We start from the raw sequence: 23,247 nt of genomic DNA, 5'->3' as shown, positions 1-23,247 counted from the left end.
TTAATTGGTTTCGGCAATATCGTCATCAACATCCTGGTGGCTGTAAACCAGTTTGCGGTAAGTTACCGCAAGAATAATATTTACAAAAGGATAGGTGAATATAATGGCGACAGAAATAATGGGATAGTGCTGCGATAGAATAGCAGGTAAGGCAATCAGCACCAAAATAATGATCAGCATGGTTAATACCTTGAAAAAGTAACCACGTGTTAAATCGAAACTTTGTTTGATGGATTCAAAGGCGCCGGACTGGTCATCAACAACAAAGGTGATGAAGAACATCATACGCAGCGCTATGTACAAGGCAATTAATGCAAAAATATCTTCAATCAATGTCTGCAGATTTGGATAAGCATCAAGGCCTTTCATAGAAAAGTGGAAGGTGGTAATAATAAATGCGATCAGAAAAACTACAATAAGGTAGCTCACAATGCTTTTAAAAGCCGGCAGTACCTGGTTAAATTCAAATTCGTAATATTCACTATCAATAACGGTGAATATCAATTTATATAAACCCAGCGTGGTATAGGCTTGTACAAATATGGTCAGGAAAGTTACGGCTGTGGTGCCTGCAAATGAGTCGGTAGAGAAAACGTACTCAATTACGACACCCAGAATAGAAAGCAGCAGGAATGATATAACTGAATAAACAATTATGGTTACAAAGTTTTTCTTGAATATAGTCCAGGCAGCTTTAGTTGTTTCTGCGACCGAAAACGGATGATACATCTTATTTTACCACTGTTTTAATATGAGCCTGCGCCAAACATCTTGCATAAAACCCAACCCGTAGGCAGTAAGCTGAATAAATGAGGCCACGACGCTCAAAAATGCAATTTTTACCGACTTATTTTTACTCAGCGAATGAAAAAATATCAACAAAATAATAAGTGCGGCAATAATATCACATAAAATAGCAATCGACCAGCCAAAAATGTTTGCGATAAGTGTAAAAATAACACAGAGCGTAAACATGGCCGGAAAGAAATGCACAAGCTTTAATTCATTGGGGAAGAACTTATAAACATTGATGCGCGCCCGTCCAAAAAAGTGTAACTGCTTATAAAATTGCAGGAAGTTGGTGCGACGTTTATGATAAACTTTGGCGCGCGGAATCAAGCCGATCTTAAACCCCATGGAATGGATGCGGATGCTATACTCAATATCTTCGCCTGAACGGGTGATGATAAAGCCGCCGGCCTTTTCCCAAACCTGGCGCGAAATCCCCATGTTAAAACTGCGGGGATGAAACTGCCCAAGGCTTTTTTTATTGCCGCGGATACCACCGGTAGTGAAGGGGGAGGTCATGGCGTAGCTGATGGCTTTTTGGGTAGGAGTGAACGACTCGTGCGCTGCATCGGGGCCACCATAAGCGTCCAGCCAGTTTTCGTTAAGTGAATTGTTGACGATCTCCAGATAGTCGTGCGGGATCAAACAGTCTGAGTCGAATATAATGAAGTAATCGCCTTTAGCACGCTCAAAAGCATAGTTGCGGGCAAAACCCTGGCCGGCATTTTCTTTGACGAAATAATGTAGATTTAGCTCGCTTTCAAAGCTTTTTACAATATCGGCAGCGTCAATTTTTGATCCATCTTCAATTACCAAAACCTCGAAGTTTTTATAAGTCTGCGTGGTTAGCGTTCCAAGCAGTTCCCTGATTTCTTGCGGGCGATTGTATAAAGGTATTATGATGGAAAAAAACATGTTGGTTTGATGTGCAGATATGCAAATGTGCAGATTAGTTTTTCGTTATCGGATTTCAATTATTCAATTTGCAAATATGCAAGGCGCACTCAAATATTGATAAGCAAATTTATCAACACTCAAATTCATCTGCACATCTGCATATCCACGCATTTGCACATTTAAATGCTGTCTTCTATCTGGTATTTATTACGCTCGGGTGCGGCGCGGGCTACCAGCTCGGCTACAAAACCGGTAAGGAACATTTGCGAGCCGATGATAATGGCTACCAGCGCAAAGTAAAACAGCGGTTTGGCGGTGATCTCCCGAGAAACTGGGATGTGGTTTGCCAGATCGTATAACTTATCGCCAACCAGCCACAAGGCGCAAATGGTTCCTGCACAGAAACTCAGCGCTCCTAGTGAACCAAAGAAATGCATAGGACGCTTGCCGAATTTACCGACAAAGAATATCGACATCAAATCTAACAAACCGTTAATAAAGCGGCTCATGCCAAACTTGGTGACACCATATTTACGGGCACGGTGTTCAACTACTTGTTCTCCAATTTTAGTAAAACCTGCCCATTTGGCTATAACCGGGATATAACGATGCATCTCGCCATAAACCTCTATATTTTTAACTACGTTTTTGCGGTATGATTTCAGTCCGCAATTAAAGTCGTGCAGGTTGTCAATGCCCGACATTTTGCGTGTAGCCCAGTTGAATACCTTGGTAGGGAGGGTTTTACTCAAAGGGTCATAACGTTTAGCTTTCCAGCCTGATATCAGGTCGTAGCCTTCTTCAACAATACGGCGATATAGTTCCGGAATCTCATCCGGGCTGTCTTGCAGGTCTGCATCCATGGTAATAATCACATTCCCCTGAGCGGCATCAAAGCCCACGTTGAGTGCGGCCGATTTGCCATAGTTGCGGCGAAACTTAATGCCTTTAATAAAAGTATTGTCCAGGCGCAGTTTATTGATCATCTGCCACGAGCCGTCGGTGCTTCCGTCATCAATTAAAATAATTTCGTAAAGGAAACTATTTTCGGCCATTACACGGCTTATCCATGAGGTAAGTTCAGGTAATGATTCAACTTCGTTATATAAAGGTATTACTACTGATATATCCATTTATTGGTTATGGGGCCAGAGCTAAGCTATTTCAAACCCATGCAAAAATATAAAAAATGAGGAATGATTTATAGCTGTCGGATATCAATTATCCAGTAACGGTTTTTCACGCTGCGATTCATGTAGCAGGTCTTCAAAATTAAACCGGGCAACCCAGCTTTTTTCGGTTGGGTTGAAGTAAATGAATGCCTCTACGGCCAAATCGTCACGCTTTTTATCATCATAATCTTCATCCCAAAGTATAGCCTTGATGCCGTAGTGCAGTTTAATCTTTGTTTTTTTATAGCGATACACGTCTTTGCGGGTGTTTAACTTAACGCCGCCCGGGTAGCGATCGTTGAAGTCAACCTGTATCAGTATCAATCGTCCACTGTTTACTCCCTGTTTCCGGCCCATCAGATAACTTATGGCGCTTCCAATCAACATAACACCCATACTGGCCAGCCATAACCAATAACCTGCCTGATAGCCTGTGATGTAAGAAACAGTATTGGGTTTGATGTCGGATATTTTAGTGGCAAGTAAAAATGAAGCAGCAAGCAGGGTGCCAATCAGGCTAAATATCATAGCCCGCTTAGGGTGCTTGTTAACCTGCGACCAGGCTGCCCACAAAGCAGGGTTGGCATACCACGCTAAGCCGGCAATGCTCATGATACCACCTATAGCGCCCATCGCTACTAAATAAGCTCCTATCCAATGATCGCCACAAGCTCCTGAAATACAGTAACCCTGTTGGGTTAACGACACCAGGTATAAACCGAGGCTTATTGCCAGCGTTATGTTGGGTAAATTGAGATAGGATCGGGCTTGCATGCCACACAAAATAAATATTTACCTTTATATTATGCAATCTAAATCAACCTTAAAATATTTAATAGGTGGCGCTTTGGCCACCGGCTTTTTGGTTAACTCAAGTTACACAACCAAAACCGACAGAGGCGCTTTTCAAATTGATGTGGGCCATTTATTAAATGCCCGGCCGGTAACTACGCTAAGCAGTGGGATGCTGGTGCACTGGACGAAAGGAGTGGACCGCGAGAATGGCTACCTGACAGCCTCGGCAGCTAAATTTAACGGCGAGGTTGGCTCTAAGGCATTGCCTGACGATCCGTTGATTCCCGGCAACAGTCATCACCCGGCTATTTTGCTTCATTATAGCAATGAGGATGCAATGGGCTACCAGGCCAGGTTACTGGATACCGGTACTACAACCATTGATGTGCTTACCGGCAGATACAAAAACATGTATCTGTGCTTTACCAGCGCATACGGTAAGTCAGAATTAAAGGTTGAATTAATTTACAACGACAGTGCAGAAGTTAAAAATTTTACCGTGCCCGATTGGGCAAATGATATACCAGATAACGACCCCGACCTTAGCTACGTGGTTCATGATCTGCCAAAATGGAGTAATAAAGGTTCACGAACTGAGCCCGATCATCATAATATTGATGCCTTGAATATACACCCAACTTTAAAACATGTACTTAAGCAAATACGGATAAAGAATTTGTCAAAAACTTACCTGATGTTTTGGGCGGCTGCCGGTTATTGATTTTAACATAAATTAACGCTTATGTTAACTTCTGTTAAGGTTTTGTATATCAATTAAATAAGAATTATTTTTGATTGCATTCGAAATAAACCCTATCACAAGAGTTTGCCGGTATAGAAAGTGATGTAGCCGGCAAACTAAATTAACCAGGTAACTAATCAAACTGGTTTTGCAAGCGCGTCAGCCTGTCTATGATCAGGTTAAGCTTTTCCTGCTCGTTCTTGACAAATTGTCTTCTGATATAAAAGGTTGAGAATAATATAAAAGCTACATACACGGTATACGAAACCACTTTAAACATGGTAGACGAGCTTTGTAGTACCTCCATAAAATATAGAAATAGTCCGGTGCTCATCATCAGCACGTAAATGTAATATAGGCGTCCGTATAATTTTGAGCGATTTCTTTGGTATTCCTTCAGATCTTGAAGATAAGCCGCCGGGTTTATGGTTATATCATGTTTGCTGATGATGCGGTAATCTCTTAGCATCACCAGTAACGATAACAGCACGGTGGCTAATATAATAACAATACCCAGATACGTTTGCCAGGCATTAAATACAAAAAACAGCATTACGGCCAGTATCCCCGATAGGGTGATGCCCATTATGGTAATATTCCAAAACAGCTTCCTGCTTAGGCTGTTAACCCCTTTTTTTACTTGTTTCAGCACATCATCTACAGAAAGCTGATCCTTTTTTGGCTGGTCTTGCCAAACCGACATTATATGATCAAAGTCTTTCATATTGATTGTACAGCTCTGTCAATTTTTGTTTAATGCGATGTATTTTCACCCTCAAATTCCCTTCAGATATACCAGAGATATCAGCTATCTCCGGGTATGGCACCTCATCAAGCACCATGGTTATAATAATTCTTTCAGACTCCTCCAACTTAGCAATACATTTATAAAGCATAGCCACCTGCTCATTTTTTTCCGAAACTTCTTCCATTTTGGTTTCGGCAATCTGAGGGGTAAGCTCGTCTTTGGCCTGGCGCTTTTCTGATCTAAGATAAGTTAAACAGGTGTTTACCGCAATACGGTAAATCCACGTAGATATCATAGCCTGATTTCTGAACTTATCCAGATTTTGCCAGACTTTTAAAAATGTTTCTTGCAGCAGGTCGTTCGCAGCATCGTCATCGCCTGTGTAACCATAGCACAAATGGAAAATCTTTTTTGAATTAGCTTCAAAAATTTGTTTAAAGACAATTTCCTTATGCGCCACAGTAATAGGTAAGTTTTTGTATTGAGACGCTAATATAGCCGCATTGTTACAATAAATAACTGCTTTTGTTAAACCAGCTTAGTTTTTTTTCGGCCTCATTCAGCATAGCGTTGTATTCGTTCGCAAAGTCCATCTGCAAGTCTTCATGAAGTTTGCCTACAGCGGTGCGAATTTTTTCGACCTGGCGGATCAATATTAAACGTAATGGTTTATAGGAAGTCTTCCTGTCGGCATATTGTATGTAGTTGCTGCAAAAGTTCAGCAGTAAATCAATCTCAGCTTCTTTCGAAGCAATGAACTTAACATACTTACCAATGAGCCTTAATATTTTACGCAGATATTTAGCCGCCTCGTAACTGCGCACCGGCAACTGGCTAAACATAAAACCGGCTTCGGCTTTTACCTTTTCTATGAAATCTGCCTGGTTGTTGGATTCAAACAGCAGATAGGCCAGCAGTTCTTTATTTTCCTTTTTATGCCGTGCCAATCGTAAGCACAGATCGGCTATCTGCAGGCCCGGTAAATGCTGTAGTTCTTTCTTAATGTCCTGTAAGCCGTAGTTGGCTGTGCTCATGTTTATAATTTATATTTTCAGCAAAATAGTAAATAGTCGTAGCTTCGCGCTGTTATGCAAAAGAACAAGCTTACGGTTTTTATTTTTATTGCACTTGTTCTGGGTGTTATTGTTGGATACGTATATAATGTAACTGTTGTTTCAACTTACAATAACAAAATTAATGCCGCCGAAACCAGCATCAAGGCGCTTGATAATAAACTGGTTGAACTTAAAGATACCAGTTCGCAACTATATAAAGACCTTAAAACGCAACGTGTTGCCCAGGCTAAAATCCGCAAAACCAACGATGTCATCCGCGAGGACAAAGTAGAATATTTCAGCATTTTGAGTGATGTTTTTTTACGGTTGATCAAAATGATAGTCGGGCCACTGGTATTTACAACGCTGGTTGTGGGGGTAGCCAAGGTTGGCGATATCAAAGCTGTAGGGCGCATAGGGGGCAAAACCCTGCTGTGGTTTTTAAGCGCTACCATAGTGTCTCTGCTGATAGGCATGCTGATGGTCAACTTTTTTGAGCCCGGCCGCGAAATGCACCTCATGCTGCCCGACAGCCATTTAGGAACAGATATACAAAAGGCGGCCTTGTCGCTAAAAGACTTTATCAGCCACGTATTTCCAAAAAGCTTTTTCGAGTCGATGGCCAACAACGAGATATTGCAGATCGTTGTATTTGCTTTATTCTTTGGCGTTGCTACTGCCTCCATCGGCGAAAAAGGCGAGATCGTCATTAAAGCTTTTGATGCCATTGCACACGTTATCCTTAAAATAACAGGATATGTTATGATGCTGGCGCCTCTGGCAGTATTTGGAGCAATTACGGCTATAGTTGCCAAACAAGGCATAGGCATTCTGTCTACTTACGCTGTTTTCATCGGCGAATTTTATTTTTCACTGATACTATTGTGGCTGGTAGTAGTTTTAGCTGGTTTTGTTGTTTTAAAAAATCGTGTATTCAGGTTATTAGCTAATATAAAAGATGCTATACTAGTGGCTTTTGGAACATCAACCAGCGAAGCCGCGTATCCAAGAGTACTGATTGAAATGGAACGCTTTGGTTGCAGCAACAAAATAGTAAGTTTTGTATTGCCGCTGGGCTATTCATTTAACCTGGACGGCTCGATGATGTATATGACTTTTGCATCATTATTTCTGGCGCAGTCATACAATATACATCTCTCATTCGCACAGCAGTTAACTATGTTGTTAACATTAATGTTAACCAGCAAAGGTATCGCCGGTGTGCCACGGGCTTCGTTAGTTGTGATAGCCGGGACAATTGCCATGTTTAATATTCCCGAAGCCGGTTTGGCTTTATTAATCGGCATAGATCCGCTGCTGGACATGGGGCGCTCGGCGACCAACGTTTTGGGCAATGCTATGGCTACCGCTGTTGTAAGTAAATGGGAGGGAGAATTAACAGCGGGTAATTATTCTCCTACGGAATTGAATAACTAGTTAATGTAATAATTATAAATCCATGATTTCAAGATCGAAAAGAATATTCCTGGCACTGAGCGTTATTTTGCCGTTTTTGTTTTACTGTTTGTATTACTATCATCACATGTTAAAGAATGCTCCGTATAAATTCACGGAGTTTGAATCGATGAGTATTCAATACGGTAACCGCGATAGTATGCTGAATAAGTTTGAATCAAAGAGCGGTAATTATCAGTATTTAAATAACCGCGACTCGCTGGTAAAAATGCATTTGCGCTTAAATGATAAAGATTTGCTTTATCTGCACCGCAAAGCCGCCGATCTTGGTTTTTGGGATTTTCCGGAAGATGAAACCGGTGATAGTGTAAAAAAAGGTGAGGAGCAGCCGGTGCGTTACATTATCGAATATAAATACAAGCGCAAAAGTAAAAAAGTAGTTTACGATAGTAACTTCGTGGGCGACCAGCGCTTAATTGACGCCAATCAGGGCCTGATCAAGGAGATTATGCAGGTTTTGAACCAGGAAGAGATCAATCAGAAAAAATAAAAGCCTGTTGCATAATGCAAATGTATTACCTATATTTGCACCTCGAATTTTTAAACAAACATAATTAACAAACCATGTACGCAATAGTAAGTATAGCAGGACAGCAATTTAAAGTTGCTAAAGACCAGCAGATCTTTGTACACAGACTACAAGGTGACGAGGGCGCTAGTATTGAATTTGACAATGTGTTGTTAGCAGAAAACGAAGGTAAATTCAAATTAGGTACTGATTTGAAAGGCGCTAAAGTATCAGCTAAGATCGTGTCTCATTTGAAAGGTGATAAAGTAATTGTTTTCAAAAAGAAAAGAAGAAAAGGTTACAAAAAGAAAAACGGTCACCGTCAGCAATTTACCAAGATCGAGATCACTGGTATCACTTTATAATAATTGATTTTTAAAACGATTGGCTTTTGGCTGGTCATAAAAATATAAAAGAATGGCACACAAGAAAGGGGCCGGTAGTTCACGAAACGGCCGCGAATCGCATAGCAAACGTTTAGGTATCAAGATTTTTGGTGGTCAGCCGGCTATTGCAGGTAACATCATCGTTCGTCAGCGTGGTACCAAACACAATCCGGGCCTTAACGTAGGTATCGGTAAAGACCATACATTATTCGCTTTGATCTCTGGTCAGGTAGTATTCAAAAAGAAAGCAGACAACCGTTCATACGTTTCTGTTCTTCCTTTCGAAACTGCTCCGGTAGTTGAAGACGCTGCTCCGGCTCCAAAAGCTAAAGCAGCTGCTAAACCAGTTGCTGAGAAAGCACCAGAAGTTGCTGTAGAAGCTGCTGCTCCTGCTGCAGAAGAAGCTCCAAAAGCAAAGAAAGCTGCTCCTAAAAAGAAAGCTGCTGACGCTGAAGAAGCAACAGAAGCTGCTGAATAATCAAGATTGGCGCTCAAAATATAGAAGCCCGTATCGATGATGCGGGCTTTTTTGTTGGTATATATTCAAGAAGAAGGGTGTCATGCTGAGCCAGTCGAAGCATGTGGGCAAAGGCTAACCCGCGCCCTTCGACAAGCTCAGGGTGACTCCTGTTTTTTGGGGAGGGGGACCTACGCCTGTATCGGCATATCGCCCATCTCCAAAACCAAAGTACCGCCATTAATCAGATCGTTGTGCGAGAACCATAGTTTATCCAGCTTTTTTCCATTCATAGTTGCCAACTGAATATACTTTTTGGTTTTTGAAGCGCCTTTGGCAATCAAAGTAAACGTTTTACCATTATGCAGATCGATGCTGACCTTACTAAACACCGGGCTGGTTATGGTATACTCTGGCAAACCAGGCTGTACCGGAAAGAAGCCCATCGAGGCAAAAACAACTACCGAGGACATTGAGCCGCCATCTTCATCGCCGGCCACGCCTAAAACATTGTCCTTAAAGTAAACGTCCAATATAAACCTTGTCCATTTCTGCGTCTTCCATGGGTTTTTGGTGTAATTGAACAGATATGGTATCTGGAACGAACACTGATTACCCATCGAAAACTGGCCGATCAGCGAAGTCATGTCCGGGAATTTGTTTAAAAACGCAGCACGGCTGGTACCTAATCCTTCCCGAAAAAGCTGATCCAGCTCGGCCTCAAATTTATCCTGACCGCCCATCAGTTCAATTAAGCCCGGTATGTCGTGCTGTACGTTCCATTTATAGGTGTAGCCATTGTTTTCGTTATAGTATGGCTGTCCCTGCATTTTAGGATCAATATCTACCCACTCGCCTTTATCATCCTTCGGCATAAAGAGCATTTTTTCTTTACTCCACAAGTTTTGGTAGTTTTGAGTTTTAGGCAGGTAACGTTTATAAACCTCATCATTACCTAGCTCTTTAGCTAAATGCGCAACCGCCCAATCGTTATAACTCGCTGCTAAAGTCACTGCCACTGCTGATCGTGCGCTATGATGTTTGGCAGCAAACGGATCGGTTTCAGCCTCACCGATGCGCAGGGCAGGGTAGTAGCCTTTTTCGTGATAAAAGTCTTCCAGCGCTCCCTTAGGGCCATTGGTTGAGGCCAGCATGGTCGCCTGCTCCGCGTTTTTAAGCATACCTTCCAAGGCTTTCTTTGCGTCAAAGTTGCGGATACCTTTACGGTACCCATCCAGAAACATTACCGCCGAATAAAAACCAAACATGCCGGGTCTGTCGCCATAAACTTTAGGATACTCGGGCATCCAGCCGCTTTGCTCATACATGTTTATGTATGATTGAAGCATATCGCCTTCCTGCTCAGGGTTCAGCAGCGCACGCAACGGATGCTGGGCAATATAATCGCCCCAGGTATAGTCTTCGGTATACATAGCGCGTTTATCATTGTGTACTTTGTCATCATAACCGCTGTAGTACTTACCATATTCGTTAATATCTACCATACGCACATAGCTGCGGTATAAGGCAGTGTAAAAAGTGCGCCGCTGGCTCACCGTGCCACCTTCAACTTTTATCTGGTTGATTGTCTTTTTCCATACGGCTTTGCCTTTCTCCGCCAGCTGATTGAATGTTACACCGGCTATCTCTTTCTCATAATTCTCTTTAGCCTGCTCCACACTAACAAATGATACCGCAAATTTAAACTCTACCTGATCTGGGTGAGATTCTGAGTAGGTTGCTGAAATTTTTTGCCCATTCATCATTTTAGGTGTTGCCAAAGCACCCTGCACGGTGTACTTACCCCAATCTTTATCACCTTCGGTTTTAGCAGTTACCGGTTTGCCCGAAAAAGTGCCATACATATATGCCTTGCCTTTTTGCGCATGTATGGCATCGTTTACAAACTCCGTTCCGCTAACAGCATTATCATTGCCGATATCGTAAACCCCGTTATCGTAACAGTGAGTAAGTAGTATGTTTTTCTTCACGCCTTTAGGGAAAGTAAACCGGTAAATACCACCTTTTTTGCCTACGGTATTTTCAACGCGAATCCCTTTCTCAATCAGCATGGTTGAATAGTACCACGGGCGGCAGATCTCCATGTCATGATCGTAAGTTAGCCGGTCATACCATGAGGAGTTATCTAATTTACCCTTAGCCGGGCGAACCGAAAATATGGTTTGAGGCGTGATGACATTCAATGACAGTAATGGAAACCCGGTGATCTGGTCGTCCAGATAGTCCTGCCTGCGCGGGTGTGTACGGACCATCTGATTGGGCAAATGTACCACGGGGCGGTTGGTGTTTAACAGCGGAGCTATGTTACCAATAAAGGGATCGATGTATTCTAAAAAGTCAGCTTCGGGCGCAACAACGGGCGCTGTGCCATTAACGTTATCTGCAGATGCTTTTAATTGCGTTGGTATAGCTGCTGCTGCCGCAATTAAACCACCCGCCTGCATAAATTTGCGGCGCGACAAGCCGTCTTTATTTTCTTCTTTCATTGATGTAAAATTCTTTAATCACGCATTTAATCAAGTCAAAGCCTGCAAAATTGTGTATCTATAAATGTTGTTATCCCTTAGTTGCTTCACGTATAGCACGCCCTGCAGCATCAATTAAACTCAAATTCATTTCAGAATATTTTCTGGAGATGATGACCCCATTGGCGCCGGCTTTATAAGCGGCCATGGTAGCTTGATACACATCATCGGGTGATTGCTTACGGCTGTTTTTCCCTACCGGAATGCCGATATCAATACCGGGAAGAATTAAACATTTGCCCTTTACACCATTAAGTGCGCGTTGCGTTTCGCGGTAAACATAATCTGGCGATAGGCCCGCCTTCGGCAAATCGTCGTAGGCCGCCTCGCTTACGCTATAGCCTAACAGGTGATTATTGAAGCGCATCAATTCTTCTAACGGGATATCCTTAAATATAGTAGAATGGATATTGCGGATAAAATGCTGATAACGCTCGCCCCCGCAGTTATTGTAAACTACGATCTTCAGGAAATCAACTCTCCCGGCCAGATCTTCATAGTCGCGGGTTGCCCGAAAAAAAGGATTGAAGGAATTGATATGCTCAATATGTAAGCCCACCAATTGCTTCTTATTTAGCGCTTTGACTGCCTTATTTACATCGTCCACGATTTGATGTTTACCAAAATCAAACAATTTGTCCCAGGCAACAATCTCAGGGTATTCCAGCATGATGCGTTGAAACTCTACATAGTAGCCGTCGCTCGGGCGCTGGTCGGCCTTACAGGCTTTGGCAAACTCATCCAGTTTTAAATAGCCTGCTTTAGTACGTTCAAAACTGATGCCTTTGGCTTTGGCCGCCGTCTGATGATATTCGCAAAAGCAGGTAGAGCGCGACGGATCAACCGCCCCCATTAAATGACTGGCGCCTAATGCATTCAGTAGCGGGCCGTTGCGCTCGTTAAAGAATACTATACCATCCAAATCATAGCTGGCGCAGGTATCTGTAGCCAGGTCTGTCCAGAATGCACGAACATTTGGGTTAAATAAACAGGTTGTTCTGGCTTTACGGCCCATCAAATCAACTTCCTTGCATTGATCTATGCCGGGCACATCGTCACGCCATTGGTCTTCGATAGTGGCATAAACCTTCATGCCGCGTTTGTGCGCGCCCTTAATTACTTCGGCTACCAAGTCACGGTTACCATACTCGGGCGAACGCGTATCTTTTAAAATGGTGTTTTGATAGTATTTAGCATGAGGGATGGCGTAGTTGCCGCCATGATAGTTTTTATCAGCTTCCTGTGGCCCGTGATCAGGAAAAGGTTGCCCAGGTACCTGACGGCCTGATAAGCCATCACCATAAGTAAAAGTATTCAGGAAAATGGTATTGATAGCGCCCCGTTTTTGCAGCACGTCTAAAACGGTATCCACGCCCTCGTCGGCAAACGAAGCCATGCCAACTTGCAGGCCATTAATGTATTCCTTTGCGGGTGCTGCCCCTGACAATTTGAGTAAAGGACTGCCGGCAACGGCCAAACTGAGCACAGCGCTGTTTTTTAAAAACACACGACGTGAATAATTGCCCGCGGCGCTATTGCCCGGCGACAGTTGATCAGCTTTCATAATATTCAGGTTTAATTGGATTACCTAAATATGCTGATTATTATCGAGATATGGCAATCTTACGGCTGTAAAAAAGCTGATACTAAATGTTATTAAGCTCCGTCCGGAAAGCGCAAAAAAAAGTTATGACTAATACTCTCTTACCATCAAGCTATCGGCAAAACCGCGCAGGTATTGCTTGTTTTCTTCAGGCAGATTTAGTTTTTCCAATGCTTCAAAAGCTTTGTCGGCATAAGCATGCATGGTGTCTTCTGCATGTTGTTTTACGCCAACAGCATTATAGATGCCAGTTACCGCTTCCACTTTTTGCTGGTTGTCGAAGCTCCCGGCATTAATCCATTTATTCAGCTCGGTCGATTGTTCCACATTAGCCAGTTCAAGCGATTTTAGCAACAAATAGGTTTTTTTGTTGGAGATGATATCGCCGCCAACTTGTTTACCAAATTTTTCGGGTGAACCGTAAACGTCCAAAATATCATCCTGTAGCTGAAATGCCAAACCTAAATTTTCACCAAACTCGGCAATTAGTTCGGCGTCCTTCATTTCAGCACCACCTAAGAGCGAACCTATTTTTAAAGCGCCGCCTAATACAACCGCGGTTTTCAAACGGATCATATAGATGTACTCATCGATCTTGACATCGTTGCGTATCTCAAAATCCATATCAAGCTGCTGGCCTTCGCAAACGCCCACTGCGGTATCGTTAAAAACATTCAGAATGGTGCGCAATAATCTGTCTTCAACCTGCATCATCAGCTTGTAGCCTTCAATCAGCATCACATCGCCCGACAGAATGGCTGCGTTTTGATTCCAACGCTCATGTACGGTAGTTTTACCACGGCGAAGCGGTGCTTTATCCATAATATCATCATGCATCAGCGTGAAGTTATGGAACACCTCGATTGCGAGGGCAGGAGGTACCGCTTTCTCAACATCGCCGCCAAACAAATCGCAGGCCATGAGCAGCAGGGCGGGGCGCATACGCTTACCGCCCATGCTAAGTATATAGTAGATCGGCTCATACAGTTCGGCCGGGTAGGGCGAAAATTGGAGCTCGGTAACGGCATTATCGATTAATAGCTGCAGCTTTTGTAGTTCTCTCATGTGTGGTATGTGTTGATTGGGTCGAATAAGTGAGTGGTTAATCAATCAATTCAATCCAACCTAATCAACTTTGTTCTATTCTTGTACTAACGAAAAATCAATTTGTTTTTTTGCCAGATCGACGTTTTTTACGCGGATCTTTACTTCATCACCTAAACGGTACACTCTCTTTTTACGCTGACCTATAATCTGGTAATTTTTCTCATCTAAAGTATAAAAATCATCAGAGATATCACGCAGTCTGATCATACCTTCGCATTTATTTTCAATGATCTCGACATACATTCCCCACTCGGTAACACCTGAAATTACGCCGCTGTAAATATGACCAATCTGATCTTGCAGAAACTCAGCCTGTTTATATTTAACGGAGGCGCGTTCGGCATCGGCCGCGCGTTTTTCCATCTGCGAGGCATGCTGACACATTTTTTCATAATGCTCTGCATTGACTGATTGCCCGCCGTGTAAATAATGTTCGAGGAGTCTATGCACCATCACATCCGGGTAGCGGCGGATAGGCGAGGTAAAGTGTGTATAATGGTCAAAAGCTAAACCGTAATGGCTGCTGCTTTTGGTAGTATAAATTGCTTTCGCCATTGAGCGTATGGCCAGGTGCGTTAATACGTTCTGCTCTTTCTTACCCTCCACATCTTCCATCAGGAAGTTTAATGAACGGGCAATTTCTTTGTCAGACTTAGTATTGATCTTGTACCCAAACCTCGAAGCGAACTGTGCAAAGTTATTTAAGGCATCGGGCTTTGGCGAGTCGTGCGTACGGTAAACAAAGGTGTACTTGTGTTTACCTTTACCCATTTTGCTCACGTGTTCAGCTACCTTGCGATTGGCCAGCAACATAAAGTCTTCAATCAGTTTATGCGCGTCTTTACGTTCTTTTACATAAACGCCAGTGGGCTTGCCATGCTCGTCAAGTTTAAACTTAACTTCAGTAGTTTCAAAGCTGATTGCGCCGGCTTTAAATTTACGATCGCGCAGTATATAAGCTAATTCGTTTAACTTCAGTATCTCGTCCCGGTAATCGCCCTCTTTGGTTTCAATTACTTGCTGAACTTCTTCGTAAGTAAAACGGCGGTTTGAGTGAATTACTGTTTTGCCAAACCACTCATTAATGATGTTGGCTTTTTCATCCAGCTCAAATATGGCGGCAAAGCAAAGCTTGTCTTCGTTTGGGCGCAATGAGCACAGGCCGTTCGATAAACGCTCAGGCAACATGGGTATTACCCGGTCGACCAGGTAGACAGAGGTACCGCGGTCAAATGCTTCCTTATCTAAAACGGAGTCCGGGAGTATATAATGGGATACATCGGCAATGTGCACGCCCACCTCGTAATTTCCATTTTCCAGTATCCTGAAAGATAAAGCGTCGTCAAAATCTTTAGCGTCAAATGGGTCGATAGTAAAAGTGGTGATGTCGCGCCAATCACGGCGTTTGGCAATTTCTTCCCGGGTGATGTCTACGGGGATTGCTTCGGCCTCGCGTTCAACCTCAACCGGAAATTCAAGCGGAAAACCGTATTCAGCCAGGATGGCGTTCATTTCCGTATCATTTTCGCCCTGTACACCCAGGATATGCTTGATGCGCCCGACTGGGTTCTTGGCCTCTGCCGGCCAGTCGGTAATCTCGGCGACGGCTTTAATGCCATTCCTGGCGCCATTTAAAGCCTCTATCGGTATAAAGATATCGTGCATCATCTTCCGGTCATCAGGAATGAAAAACGCGTAATGCGCGGATAATTTAACGATACCGGTAAATTCAGTTTTAGCACGCTTCAGTATCTCGATGATCTCGCCCTCTTTACGCCGGCCTTTAGTTTTGGCATAAACATATACTTTAACGCGGTCGCCATTTAATGCGGTGCGTAATTTACGTGGGGCTACATAAATATCATTTTCGTCCGGATCGTCGGTAACTATGAAAGCCGAGCCATCGGCCGTCATATCGACAATCCCCTCCATAAAGGTTTTAAGTTCGATAAGTTGAAATTTGCCCGGCGAAACCTGTTTAAGTACTTGCTTAAAAGCTTCCTCTTCCAATATTTCGAGTATAGTCTCGCGCGCTTCAGGGTCTTGTATATTTAGTTTGGCACATACCTGTTTGTAGTTAAGCGGCTGATTGCCGCCGTGCTCAAACACATCAAGCACCATTTGCGTGAGCACCTGGTTTATGGATGGGCCTTTTTTCTTCTTTCTTGACATAGATAATCGTATTTGTACGAAGATACGGGAATATGTTCGCAAAAATAGCCCCCGCAGTTAAAACTGGGGTATCGCCTCAATGAGCCGGCGGGTATATTCTTGCTGCGGATGATGGTAAATTTGCTCAGGATCGCCCATTTCAACAATCTGCCCCTTGTTCATCATCATCATGCGGTCTGATATATGTTTAATGACCGACAGATCATGCGAAATGAAAATGTAGGTAAGATTTAGTTCCTGCTGCAGTTCGCGAATAAGATTCAATACCTGCGCCTGCACGGAAACATCGAGAGCTGAAACCGACTCGTCGCAAATAATAAATTTAGGTTGCAGCGCCAAAGCTCGGGCTATTACAATTCGCTGCCGCTGGCCGCCTGAAAACTCGTGCGGATAACGGTCAAAATGTTCGGCGGAAAGATTAACACGTTCCATCAGTGCCAGCACATGCCTTTTACGTTGCGTGTCGTTATGGCAAAGCCGGTGCACCTGCAAAGGCTCCATGAGCGATTGCCCGACTGTTAACCTCGGATTCAAAGAGGAGTAAGGGTCCTGAAAAATGATCTGAATATCACGACGCATCTCGCGCATAGCTGATTTACTTAACTTACGCAAGTCTGTGCCCTGAAAGTTTATGCTGCCGGCGGTGGGCTCAATTAATCTTAAAATGCTGCGTCCAAGCGTGGTTTTGCCGCATCCCGATTCGCCAACCAATCCTAATGTTTCGCCGGGATAAACTTCAAAGCTTACGTCGTTTACTGCCTTGATTACATTTGTCGGCTTTCCAAAAATACCATTATCCACCGGGAACCATGTACTTAAATTATTGACCGTTAATATTGGTTGCTGGCTGTATATATTGTTTTGCCGGTTACTAAGTTCAGCTTTAGTATATGCGTAGTCTTTGCGGATATTTTCAATACTCTCGCCGCCGTTAATAAAATCGGCGATAACAGGGAGTTTCTTTAACCGTAGTTTTACAGAGGGCCTGCAGGCCAGCAAGCCTTTGGTGTAAGGATGATGCGGATGCCTAAAAATTTGTTTTACATCGCCTTGTTCAACAACTTCGCCCTTGTACATCACCAGTACGCGGTCGGCTATTTCATTGATCACCCCTAAATCGTGCGAAATAAAGATCAGGCTCATGCCGCGGTCTGCCTTGAGTTTTTTTAACAGCTCGATTATTGTCTTTTGTACGGTAACGTCAAGTGCGGTGGTAGGCTCGTCAGCTATCAGTATATCAGGGTTGCATGACAATGCCATAGCTATCATTACGCGCTGTTTTTGCCCGCCTGATATTTGATGGGGATAACTATCAAAAATATTTTCAGGCCGCGGAAGCTGTACCTCTTTAAACAAATTGATAGTTTGTGCCCGTGCTTCTTGTTTTGAGACGCCCAGGTGCAATTGTATAGCCTCTGCAACCTGAAAGCCGCAGGTTAACACCGGGTTCAATGAGGTCATGGGTTCCTGGAAGATCATGGCAATTTTATTACCACGAAAGGCGCGCATTTTGTCTTCAGGCAAATCAAGGATATTAATATCGCCCATTGTTACCTTGCCCTGTATAACCGAAGTGTTTTTATCCAGTAAACGCATCAAGGCTAACGAGGTAACTGATTTTCCTGAACCCGATTCGCCCACTATGCCTACCGTTTCACCCTTAGTTAAGGCAAATGAAACGTCCTGTACTGCTTCAAAAAAGCCGCCCGGTGTTTTAAACTGAATATTTAGGTTGTTAACAGTGAGCATTAACCTACAATAGTGATGTTTTCGTCCTCAATAAGTTCCTCGCCACGATAGCGCCTGATTAGCTGCGCGGTGGCCACAACGTCTTTTTGGCAATAGGTGCATATTCGTTCCAGTTGGTTGTCTTTCCAATAAACTGAGGCCACCATGCTGCCATCTATATCGTCTTTTGGGGTAGGAATATTAAATATTGCGGTTAGCAAACTTAACGATGTGAAGCTTTTATAATCGCCAAACTTCCAAAGCTCCATAGTATCCAGGTGATTAATTTCCCATGGCTTTTTGCCTGATATTTCAAGCTGACCGGGTAATTTTAGGCCGTTAATAAGCATCCGGCGGCACAGGTACGGGAAATCAAACTCCTTGCCGTTATGTGCGCACAAAATTAAGCTGGGTGGCTGGCCCGCCAGCATGTGCGAAAATTTCTCCAGCAGTTCTTTCTCATCATGCCCGGCAAATGATTTTATACGCAACCCTTTTGGCGAAGCGTTGGTGAAAATCCCTACCGAAATACAAATGATCTTACCAAACTCAGCCCAAATGCCTGCACTTTCATAAAACTCTTCGGCGGTTTCTTCTTTGCGAAGACGTTGGGTTTTCAGGTCCCAAAGCTTTTGTAAATGTTCGGGCACTTCGGCGTGTGTCGCATACTGAGGCACGGTTTCGATATCCAGTACCATAAGCTGGCCCAGGTCATATTGTTCAAGCATACAGCTAATATAGCTATATACAGTGTATTCGAACAATTTTTGCAGAGCGCTGACAGGGTAGTGACAATGCCTCCTCTTCATTTAATAGTTTAAACCAACCCAACGAACCTGGTACACGGCCCGAAGTATTAATAGTTAACTATACTTTGTTACATGCCATTACTGAAATACTTTAATAAACTTTGCTGCCTTTTGGGCTGGCATGAGTGGGTTAACAGGAGCAAATTTCGACGCACCTGTATCAATTGCAACAAACGCCAAATGAGGCACCATGCTGATATGAAAAAATGGTTTTATGAAGATGTTTAATAAGCCATGAACAAAAAAAGCCCGGCAAACTTAACTGCACGGGCCATTATTAAGATAGGGGTATTTAATGTTCCGATTCTCCCGGTATTTCTGGCACGCCCGGGTCGTCCAATACCTGTAGAGCCGTACCGTCGCCAACATGCTGATAGTCATGTAGTACCCAAACTACTTTTTTATCATGGGTTACTTCAATCAATTGCGGTCCCTTGCCGTTCTGTCCGCGCGACGTGAATATGGTATTGCCATTAGCTAAACGGGTACAGGTTTGCGGGGCAGAGGTAAATTGATATTGGGCCGGCAGATCGGTTTTACAGTTAAATGCCCAAACAGTTTCGCCTTTGCTGTTTACTTCTTTGGTTACCCACTCCGTTTCATCTGTAATTAAGGTATTACCGTTTTTTAAGCGTATTGCCGCCCATGGTTTTGGTGTATTGTAACTCCATATTTCTTTGAAATCCCTATCGTATTCTACCACACGCCCCTGGCTTAGGTAAGAAATCAGGTAAGTGCCCTTCGCAGTCAGGCGTGCCCGCCTGAACTGACCATGTATTCCTCTTGAATCGGCGCCTTGATAAGGCACCTCATGTTGAACCTCTATTTTGCCCGTTTTATAGTTAACAATGTACAATTGTGGATGCACAGCATTTACCACAAACATTACTTTATCCAAACCAATGGGTTGGCAGGTATGTACCTCGGCATGGTCTTCGCCCTGCGGTACTTTAAAGTCCATTTTCCAGATTATTTTTTTACCGGGCGTAATTACCGCAATGTATTTCATGCGCGTAAACATGATATTGCCGTTAGATAGCATCCAAACGTCATCATATTCAGGGCCTTTTCCGGTTTGGTAGGTCCAGATTACTTTACCGTCGTTTACCAATGACATACGGTTGCAGTTTTCGCCAACATAAAGCATTGTGTGCTGCGCCAAACCCTTTCCCGGCAGGTTTGACGGTGTCTCTTCCGTCGAATTGATTAAATCAGCAGGTTCTTCTTCGGGCGCCATAGCCGGTACGTTAGGTGCAGTAAAAAGCTTAAGTACATCCATACAGGGTGTAGCATTGGTTTTGCCCTTTTTTTGAGCGAAAGCCGGCAGTACTGCAATTGCCAATAAGGCAAACGAAAAGCTTCTCAAATTTTTCATCGTCAATAAGTTGGGTTTGATGTTTTGGTTTAAAAACACCGGTAATTATAGAAATATTTGTGGCTATTATAAAAATTTGAAGGTTTGATATAAAGCCGTAAACCGCTGGAAATGCCAGGGATACCACAAATTTTATACAAGAAACCAGACGCGGTAACGATTGCGCAGAATTTTAGCGATTAAATACGGAAACGATTGCGATGACTTTGTATTTTTTGTCAAGCCAGCTTATTTCAACACCTCATTATAACAGAAACGTGTTACTTGGTGTGTGGGATGCTGAAACAGGTTCAGCATGACATGGGAGTCTGGGTTTAGTTTTATTAAGACCAGTGATAATCGCAAGATTGTAAGAATGCAAGGGCCTACTGTTTTAACAACTCGGCCGGCAGTCTGTCAATATGCTGTATCTCGATCTTCCTGTAAAATACCTCTCCGCCTTCTGATTGCAATTGTATCTTTCCTTTAGTCATCGGTGTAGCCACGCCTTTATACGTCTGACTGTTATGGTAAAGAATCATGGCCAGATGCCCGTTTACGACGTGAATGCTGGTATCGCCATGGCAGTATAAGTCAAGCGTATTCCATTGCCCTGCCGGATATTCATAGTTGGCGCCCTGCTTACTGCAATGGCGCCCGTATCTAGCACCTTCGGCAAAATGCAACAGCGTAGCTTGCGCATCGTAAACCGGATCGGCATTTGGCAGGGCATGAGCCGGGATATCTGCAGTGCCGCCTGCGCAACCCCAATAATCACCGCAATTACCCTCTTCAACCTGAAATTCCTGTCCACGCATCCAGGCGCCGTAATCGGCTCCATACGGGCCCACAGAATGATATAGTAAACCACTGTCTTTACGGTTGCCTTTCTTTTTCTGTCCCCATAATAGCTTACCCCACTTAAACTGCAGTCTTAAATGGTAGTTTTCATATTCATTTTGGCTGATGATGGCGCCCCAGCCATCGCCAGAAATACGAATGGCACTTTCACCATCTTCTTTTATAACAGTAAATACATGTCGCGGGTCATTGTTTAAACCCAGCGGTTCTGTTGTGATAGCTTTGCCATTGTCATCAAGATCTGGACCGAGGTATGAATCCCATCCCTTTAAATCTTTGCCGTTAAAAAGCGACTGCCACTTGGTTGATCTGACAGTGAAGCTCAGCAAGAGGCCACTCAATAAGACAGCAACAGAAAGTTTATAACGCATAGCAGGTTAATTGGTTAGCTAAAGATATAAACTAAAACGTAAACGCAATGAAGTGGGTTTAAACATATCACTCATTTGAATAGAGTGTTTCATTTCGACTGTTTCACTGCATTTTGCTTAAAATATTAAAAATGACATAAATGACTATTTAACAATGCTTTACTTATGTTATTAAACTAATGCTACTGTTTCAAAGTGTTTCACTATCAAGTGTTAAATTATTCATTAACAGTTATTTATGTAAAAAAGGTGTTTCAAAGTGTTTCATATTTTCTGAAACAGTTGTTTCATGGATTAAGCTACAAAGTCGTTACTTTTTGCTGCTGTCTGGCCTGTAGTGGTGTCGCGGAATAGTCGCATTGTATTTCCTTCGATGAAATAAAGCTAATTTGTATCTTGCATTGTGAACGTTGAAGCTATTTTAGCCATTGTTGTAGTGCTCACCGCAGCCTGCGCCTATATTAATTACAGGTTTATCAAATGGCCGCCCGCTATCGGTATTATGGTCTTGTCACTGGGTTTATCGGTAGCCCTGGTATTACTTCGCGGATTAAACTGGTTGCCGCTTGACAGGTTAGCGCAACTTGCGTATCATATCGACTTTAGAAAGGTACTGCTGAACTTTATGTTAAGCTTTCTGCTCTTTGCAGGAGCCATCCATCTGGACGGCAAAAAGCTGCGTAAAGAAAGCCTACCTGTTAGCGTACTTGCGTTGTTTGGAACCATTATCTCGGCTGCACTGGTTGGAGGCTTAAGCTGGCTTCTGTTTGGCTTATTTGGGTACCCTGTTCCTTTGATTTATTGTCTGATCTTTGGAACCGTAATATCGCCAACAGATCCGGTGGCTGTATTAAGCATACTCAAAGAAGCTCGTATCCCGAAGTCGTTGGAGCTCAAAATATCCGGCGAGTCGTTATTTAATGACGGCGTAAGTGTTGTGCTGTTCGTTACATTGACAGAGACCGCTCACTCCGGCAGCTTTTCTTTGATAACTTTTACCGAACTTTTTTTACGCGAAGCCGGCGGCGGTTTGGCATTTGGCGCATTGCTAGGTTATTTAGGCTTTTGGCTATTACGTTCGGTAGATGATTACAAAGTGGAAGTTCTGATCACGCTGGCTTTAGTTATCGGCGGTTACTGGTTGGCCGATATCTTAGGCATATCAGGCCCGTTGGCCATGGTAGTTGCGGGATTGATCACCGGTAACAAGTCCCGCCGCGATGGTCTTTCAGATATCAGCTGGGATTACCTGGGCAAGTTTTGGGAGTTGGTAGATGAGATATTGAATGCTGTATTATTTATGCTGGTGGGCCTGGAGATGGTGGTACTAAAGATTGAGCCGGTAGTGCTTATCATTGGCCTGGCGGCTATAGCGGTGATGCTGCTGTCGCGTTGGATCTCGGTGGCTCTGCCGGTTACCTTACTGCGACGCAAGGTCCGTTTTGAGCGAAACGCTATCGCCATCCTGACCTGGGGCGGCCTTAAGGGCGGGCTATCCGTAGCACTGGCTTTATCATTGCGACCAGAAATGCACCGCGATACATTTGTACTCATGACCTATATCATCGTGGTGTTTTCTATCCTGGTACAGGGCTTAAGCATTGGTAGTATAACCCGCAGATTGCTTAAGAAAGCATAGCCAAAGGTTTAATTTAAATATTGGATCAGTTT

General features: G+C 43.4%; 21 protein-coding genes. 6 read left to right on the top strand and 15 right to left on the bottom strand.

Going from position 1 to position 23,247, the window contains the following annotated elements; genetic code table 11:
• From ACFS5N_RS06580 to ACFS5N_RS06565, 4 genes are all read right to left on the bottom strand, one after another.
• Positions 1-729: a glycerophosphoryl diester phosphodiesterase membrane domain-containing protein gene (locus ACFS5N_RS06580; protein ID WP_377183470.1), complete on the bottom strand. Its 729-nt coding sequence runs from the start codon at positions 727-729 to the stop codon at positions 1-3.
• A 6-nt stretch (positions 730-735) separates the two neighbouring features.
• Positions 736-1,704 (bottom strand): glycosyltransferase, encoded by a 969-nt coding sequence (locus ACFS5N_RS06575; RefSeq protein ID WP_377183468.1) that lies wholly within the window; start codon positions 1,702-1,704, stop codon positions 736-738.
• A 161-nt stretch (positions 1,705-1,865) separates the two neighbouring features.
• Positions 1,866-2,819 (bottom strand): glycosyltransferase family 2 protein, encoded by a 954-nt coding sequence (locus ACFS5N_RS06570; RefSeq protein ID WP_377183467.1) that lies wholly within the window; start codon positions 2,817-2,819, stop codon positions 1,866-1,868.
• Between the two features lie 84 nt (positions 2,820-2,903).
• Positions 2,904-3,632, bottom strand: coding sequence for a hypothetical protein (locus ACFS5N_RS06565; protein WP_377183465.1), 729 nt, complete (start codon positions 3,630-3,632; stop codon positions 2,904-2,906).
• Between the two features lie 31 nt (positions 3,633-3,663).
• On the opposite strand from ACFS5N_RS06565, the gene ACFS5N_RS06560 reads away from it, so the two are divergent.
• Entirely contained in the window at positions 3,664-4,374 is a 711-nt protein-coding gene (locus ACFS5N_RS06560) for a hypothetical protein (protein WP_377183464.1), read from the top strand.
• Between the two features lie 154 nt (positions 4,375-4,528).
• Here ACFS5N_RS06560 and ACFS5N_RS06555 read toward each other — a convergent pair whose 3' ends face one another.
• Genes ACFS5N_RS06555 through ACFS5N_RS06545 form a run of 3 tightly spaced genes read right to left on the bottom strand, consistent with a single transcriptional unit; the run spans position 4,529 to position 6,177 of the window.
• A complete protein-coding gene (locus ACFS5N_RS06555) occupies positions 4,529-5,119 on the bottom strand; it encodes a hypothetical protein (protein ID WP_377183463.1) in 591 nt (196 codons plus the stop codon).
• The gene (locus ACFS5N_RS06550; RefSeq protein WP_377183462.1) at positions 5,106-5,603 is read right to left on the bottom strand and encodes an RNA polymerase sigma factor; all 498 of its coding nucleotides are present in this window, start codon (positions 5,601-5,603) and stop codon (positions 5,106-5,108) included. Before ACFS5N_RS06550 ends, ACFS5N_RS06555 begins: the two co-directional genes overlap by 14 nt.
• A gap of 46 nt (positions 5,604-5,649) precedes the next feature.
• Positions 5,650-6,177: a hypothetical protein gene (locus ACFS5N_RS06545; RefSeq protein WP_377183461.1), complete on the bottom strand. Its 528-nt coding sequence runs from the start codon at positions 6,175-6,177 to the stop codon at positions 5,650-5,652.
• A gap of 54 nt (positions 6,178-6,231) precedes the next feature.
• Here ACFS5N_RS06545 and ACFS5N_RS06540 point away from each other — a divergent pair, with 54 nt between their 5' ends.
• The 4 genes from ACFS5N_RS06540 to rpmA all read left to right on the top strand — a co-directional run bounded on the left by ACFS5N_RS06540 (position 6,232) and on the right by rpmA (position 9,046).
• Positions 6,232-7,635, top strand: coding sequence for a dicarboxylate/amino acid:cation symporter (locus tag ACFS5N_RS06540; RefSeq protein WP_377183459.1), 1,404 nt, complete (start codon positions 6,232-6,234; stop codon positions 7,633-7,635).
• Between the two features lie 22 nt (positions 7,636-7,657).
• Positions 7,658-8,164 (top strand): hypothetical protein, encoded by a 507-nt coding sequence (locus tag ACFS5N_RS06535; RefSeq protein WP_377183458.1) that lies wholly within the window; start codon positions 7,658-7,660, stop codon positions 8,162-8,164.
• 74 nt (positions 8,165-8,238) lie between these two features.
• Positions 8,239-8,547, top strand: a complete 309-nt coding sequence (gene rplU, locus ACFS5N_RS06530; protein WP_377183457.1) for a 50S ribosomal protein L21 — start codon at positions 8,239-8,241, stop codon at positions 8,545-8,547.
• 52 nt (positions 8,548-8,599) lie between these two features.
• Entirely contained in the window at positions 8,600-9,046 is a 447-nt protein-coding gene (rpmA, locus tag ACFS5N_RS06525) for a 50S ribosomal protein L27 (protein ID WP_377183455.1), read from the top strand.
• 170 nt (positions 9,047-9,216) lie between these two features.
• Here rpmA and ACFS5N_RS06520 read toward each other — a convergent pair whose 3' ends face one another.
• The 8 genes from ACFS5N_RS06520 to ACFS5N_RS06485 all read right to left on the bottom strand — a co-directional run bounded on the left by ACFS5N_RS06520 (position 9,217) and on the right by ACFS5N_RS06485 (position 21,576).
• Positions 9,217-11,532 carry a GH92 family glycosyl hydrolase gene (locus tag ACFS5N_RS06520; protein ID WP_377183453.1) on the bottom strand — a complete coding sequence of 772 codons (2,316 nt, stop codon included), beginning with the start codon at positions 11,530-11,532 and terminating at the stop codon, positions 9,217-9,219.
• Between the two features lie 70 nt (positions 11,533-11,602).
• Positions 11,603-13,135, bottom strand: a complete 1,533-nt coding sequence (locus ACFS5N_RS06515) for a hypothetical protein (RefSeq protein WP_377183451.1) — start codon at positions 13,133-13,135, stop codon at positions 11,603-11,605.
• 129 nt (positions 13,136-13,264) lie between these two features.
• A complete protein-coding gene (locus tag ACFS5N_RS06510; protein WP_377183449.1) occupies positions 13,265-14,239 on the bottom strand; it encodes a polyprenyl synthetase family protein in 975 nt (324 codons plus the stop codon).
• A gap of 75 nt (positions 14,240-14,314) precedes the next feature.
• On the bottom strand, positions 14,315-16,453 hold the full coding sequence (rnr, locus tag ACFS5N_RS06505; protein ID WP_377183447.1) for a ribonuclease R: 2,139 nt from the start codon (positions 16,451-16,453) through the stop codon (positions 14,315-14,317).
• 57 nt (positions 16,454-16,510) lie between these two features.
• Positions 16,511-18,202, bottom strand: a complete 1,692-nt coding sequence (locus ACFS5N_RS06500) for an ABC transporter ATP-binding protein (protein ID WP_377183445.1) — start codon at positions 18,200-18,202, stop codon at positions 16,511-16,513.
• The gene (locus ACFS5N_RS06495) at positions 18,202-18,909 is read right to left on the bottom strand and encodes a 3'-5' exonuclease (protein WP_377183443.1); all 708 of its coding nucleotides are present in this window, start codon (positions 18,907-18,909) and stop codon (positions 18,202-18,204) included. The genes ACFS5N_RS06500 and ACFS5N_RS06495 overlap by 1 nt, the downstream gene beginning before the upstream one ends.
• Before the next feature lie 373 nt (positions 18,910-19,282).
• Complete coding sequence (locus ACFS5N_RS06490; RefSeq protein ID WP_377183441.1) at positions 19,283-20,365, bottom strand: hypothetical protein; 1,083 nt, start codon at positions 20,363-20,365, stop codon at positions 19,283-19,285.
• Between the two features lie 365 nt (positions 20,366-20,730).
• Positions 20,731-21,576 carry a 3-keto-disaccharide hydrolase gene (locus ACFS5N_RS06485; protein ID WP_377183440.1) on the bottom strand — a complete coding sequence of 282 codons (846 nt, stop codon included), beginning with the start codon at positions 21,574-21,576 and terminating at the stop codon, positions 20,731-20,733.
• Positions 21,577-21,979: 403 nt separating this feature from the next.
• Here ACFS5N_RS06485 and ACFS5N_RS06480 point away from each other — a divergent pair, with 403 nt between their 5' ends.
• A complete protein-coding gene (locus ACFS5N_RS06480) occupies positions 21,980-23,215 on the top strand; it encodes a cation:proton antiporter (RefSeq protein ID WP_377183439.1) in 1,236 nt (411 codons plus the stop codon).
• Positions 23,216-23,247 lie beyond the last annotated feature (32 nt).

The sequence above is a fragment of the Mucilaginibacter ximonensis genome (assembly GCF_042686265.1).
In the GTDB taxonomy this organism is placed as follows: domain Bacteria; phylum Bacteroidota; class Bacteroidia; order Sphingobacteriales; family Sphingobacteriaceae; genus Mucilaginibacter; species Mucilaginibacter ximonensis.
This window is presented reverse-complemented; position numbering and strand designations above follow the sequence as displayed.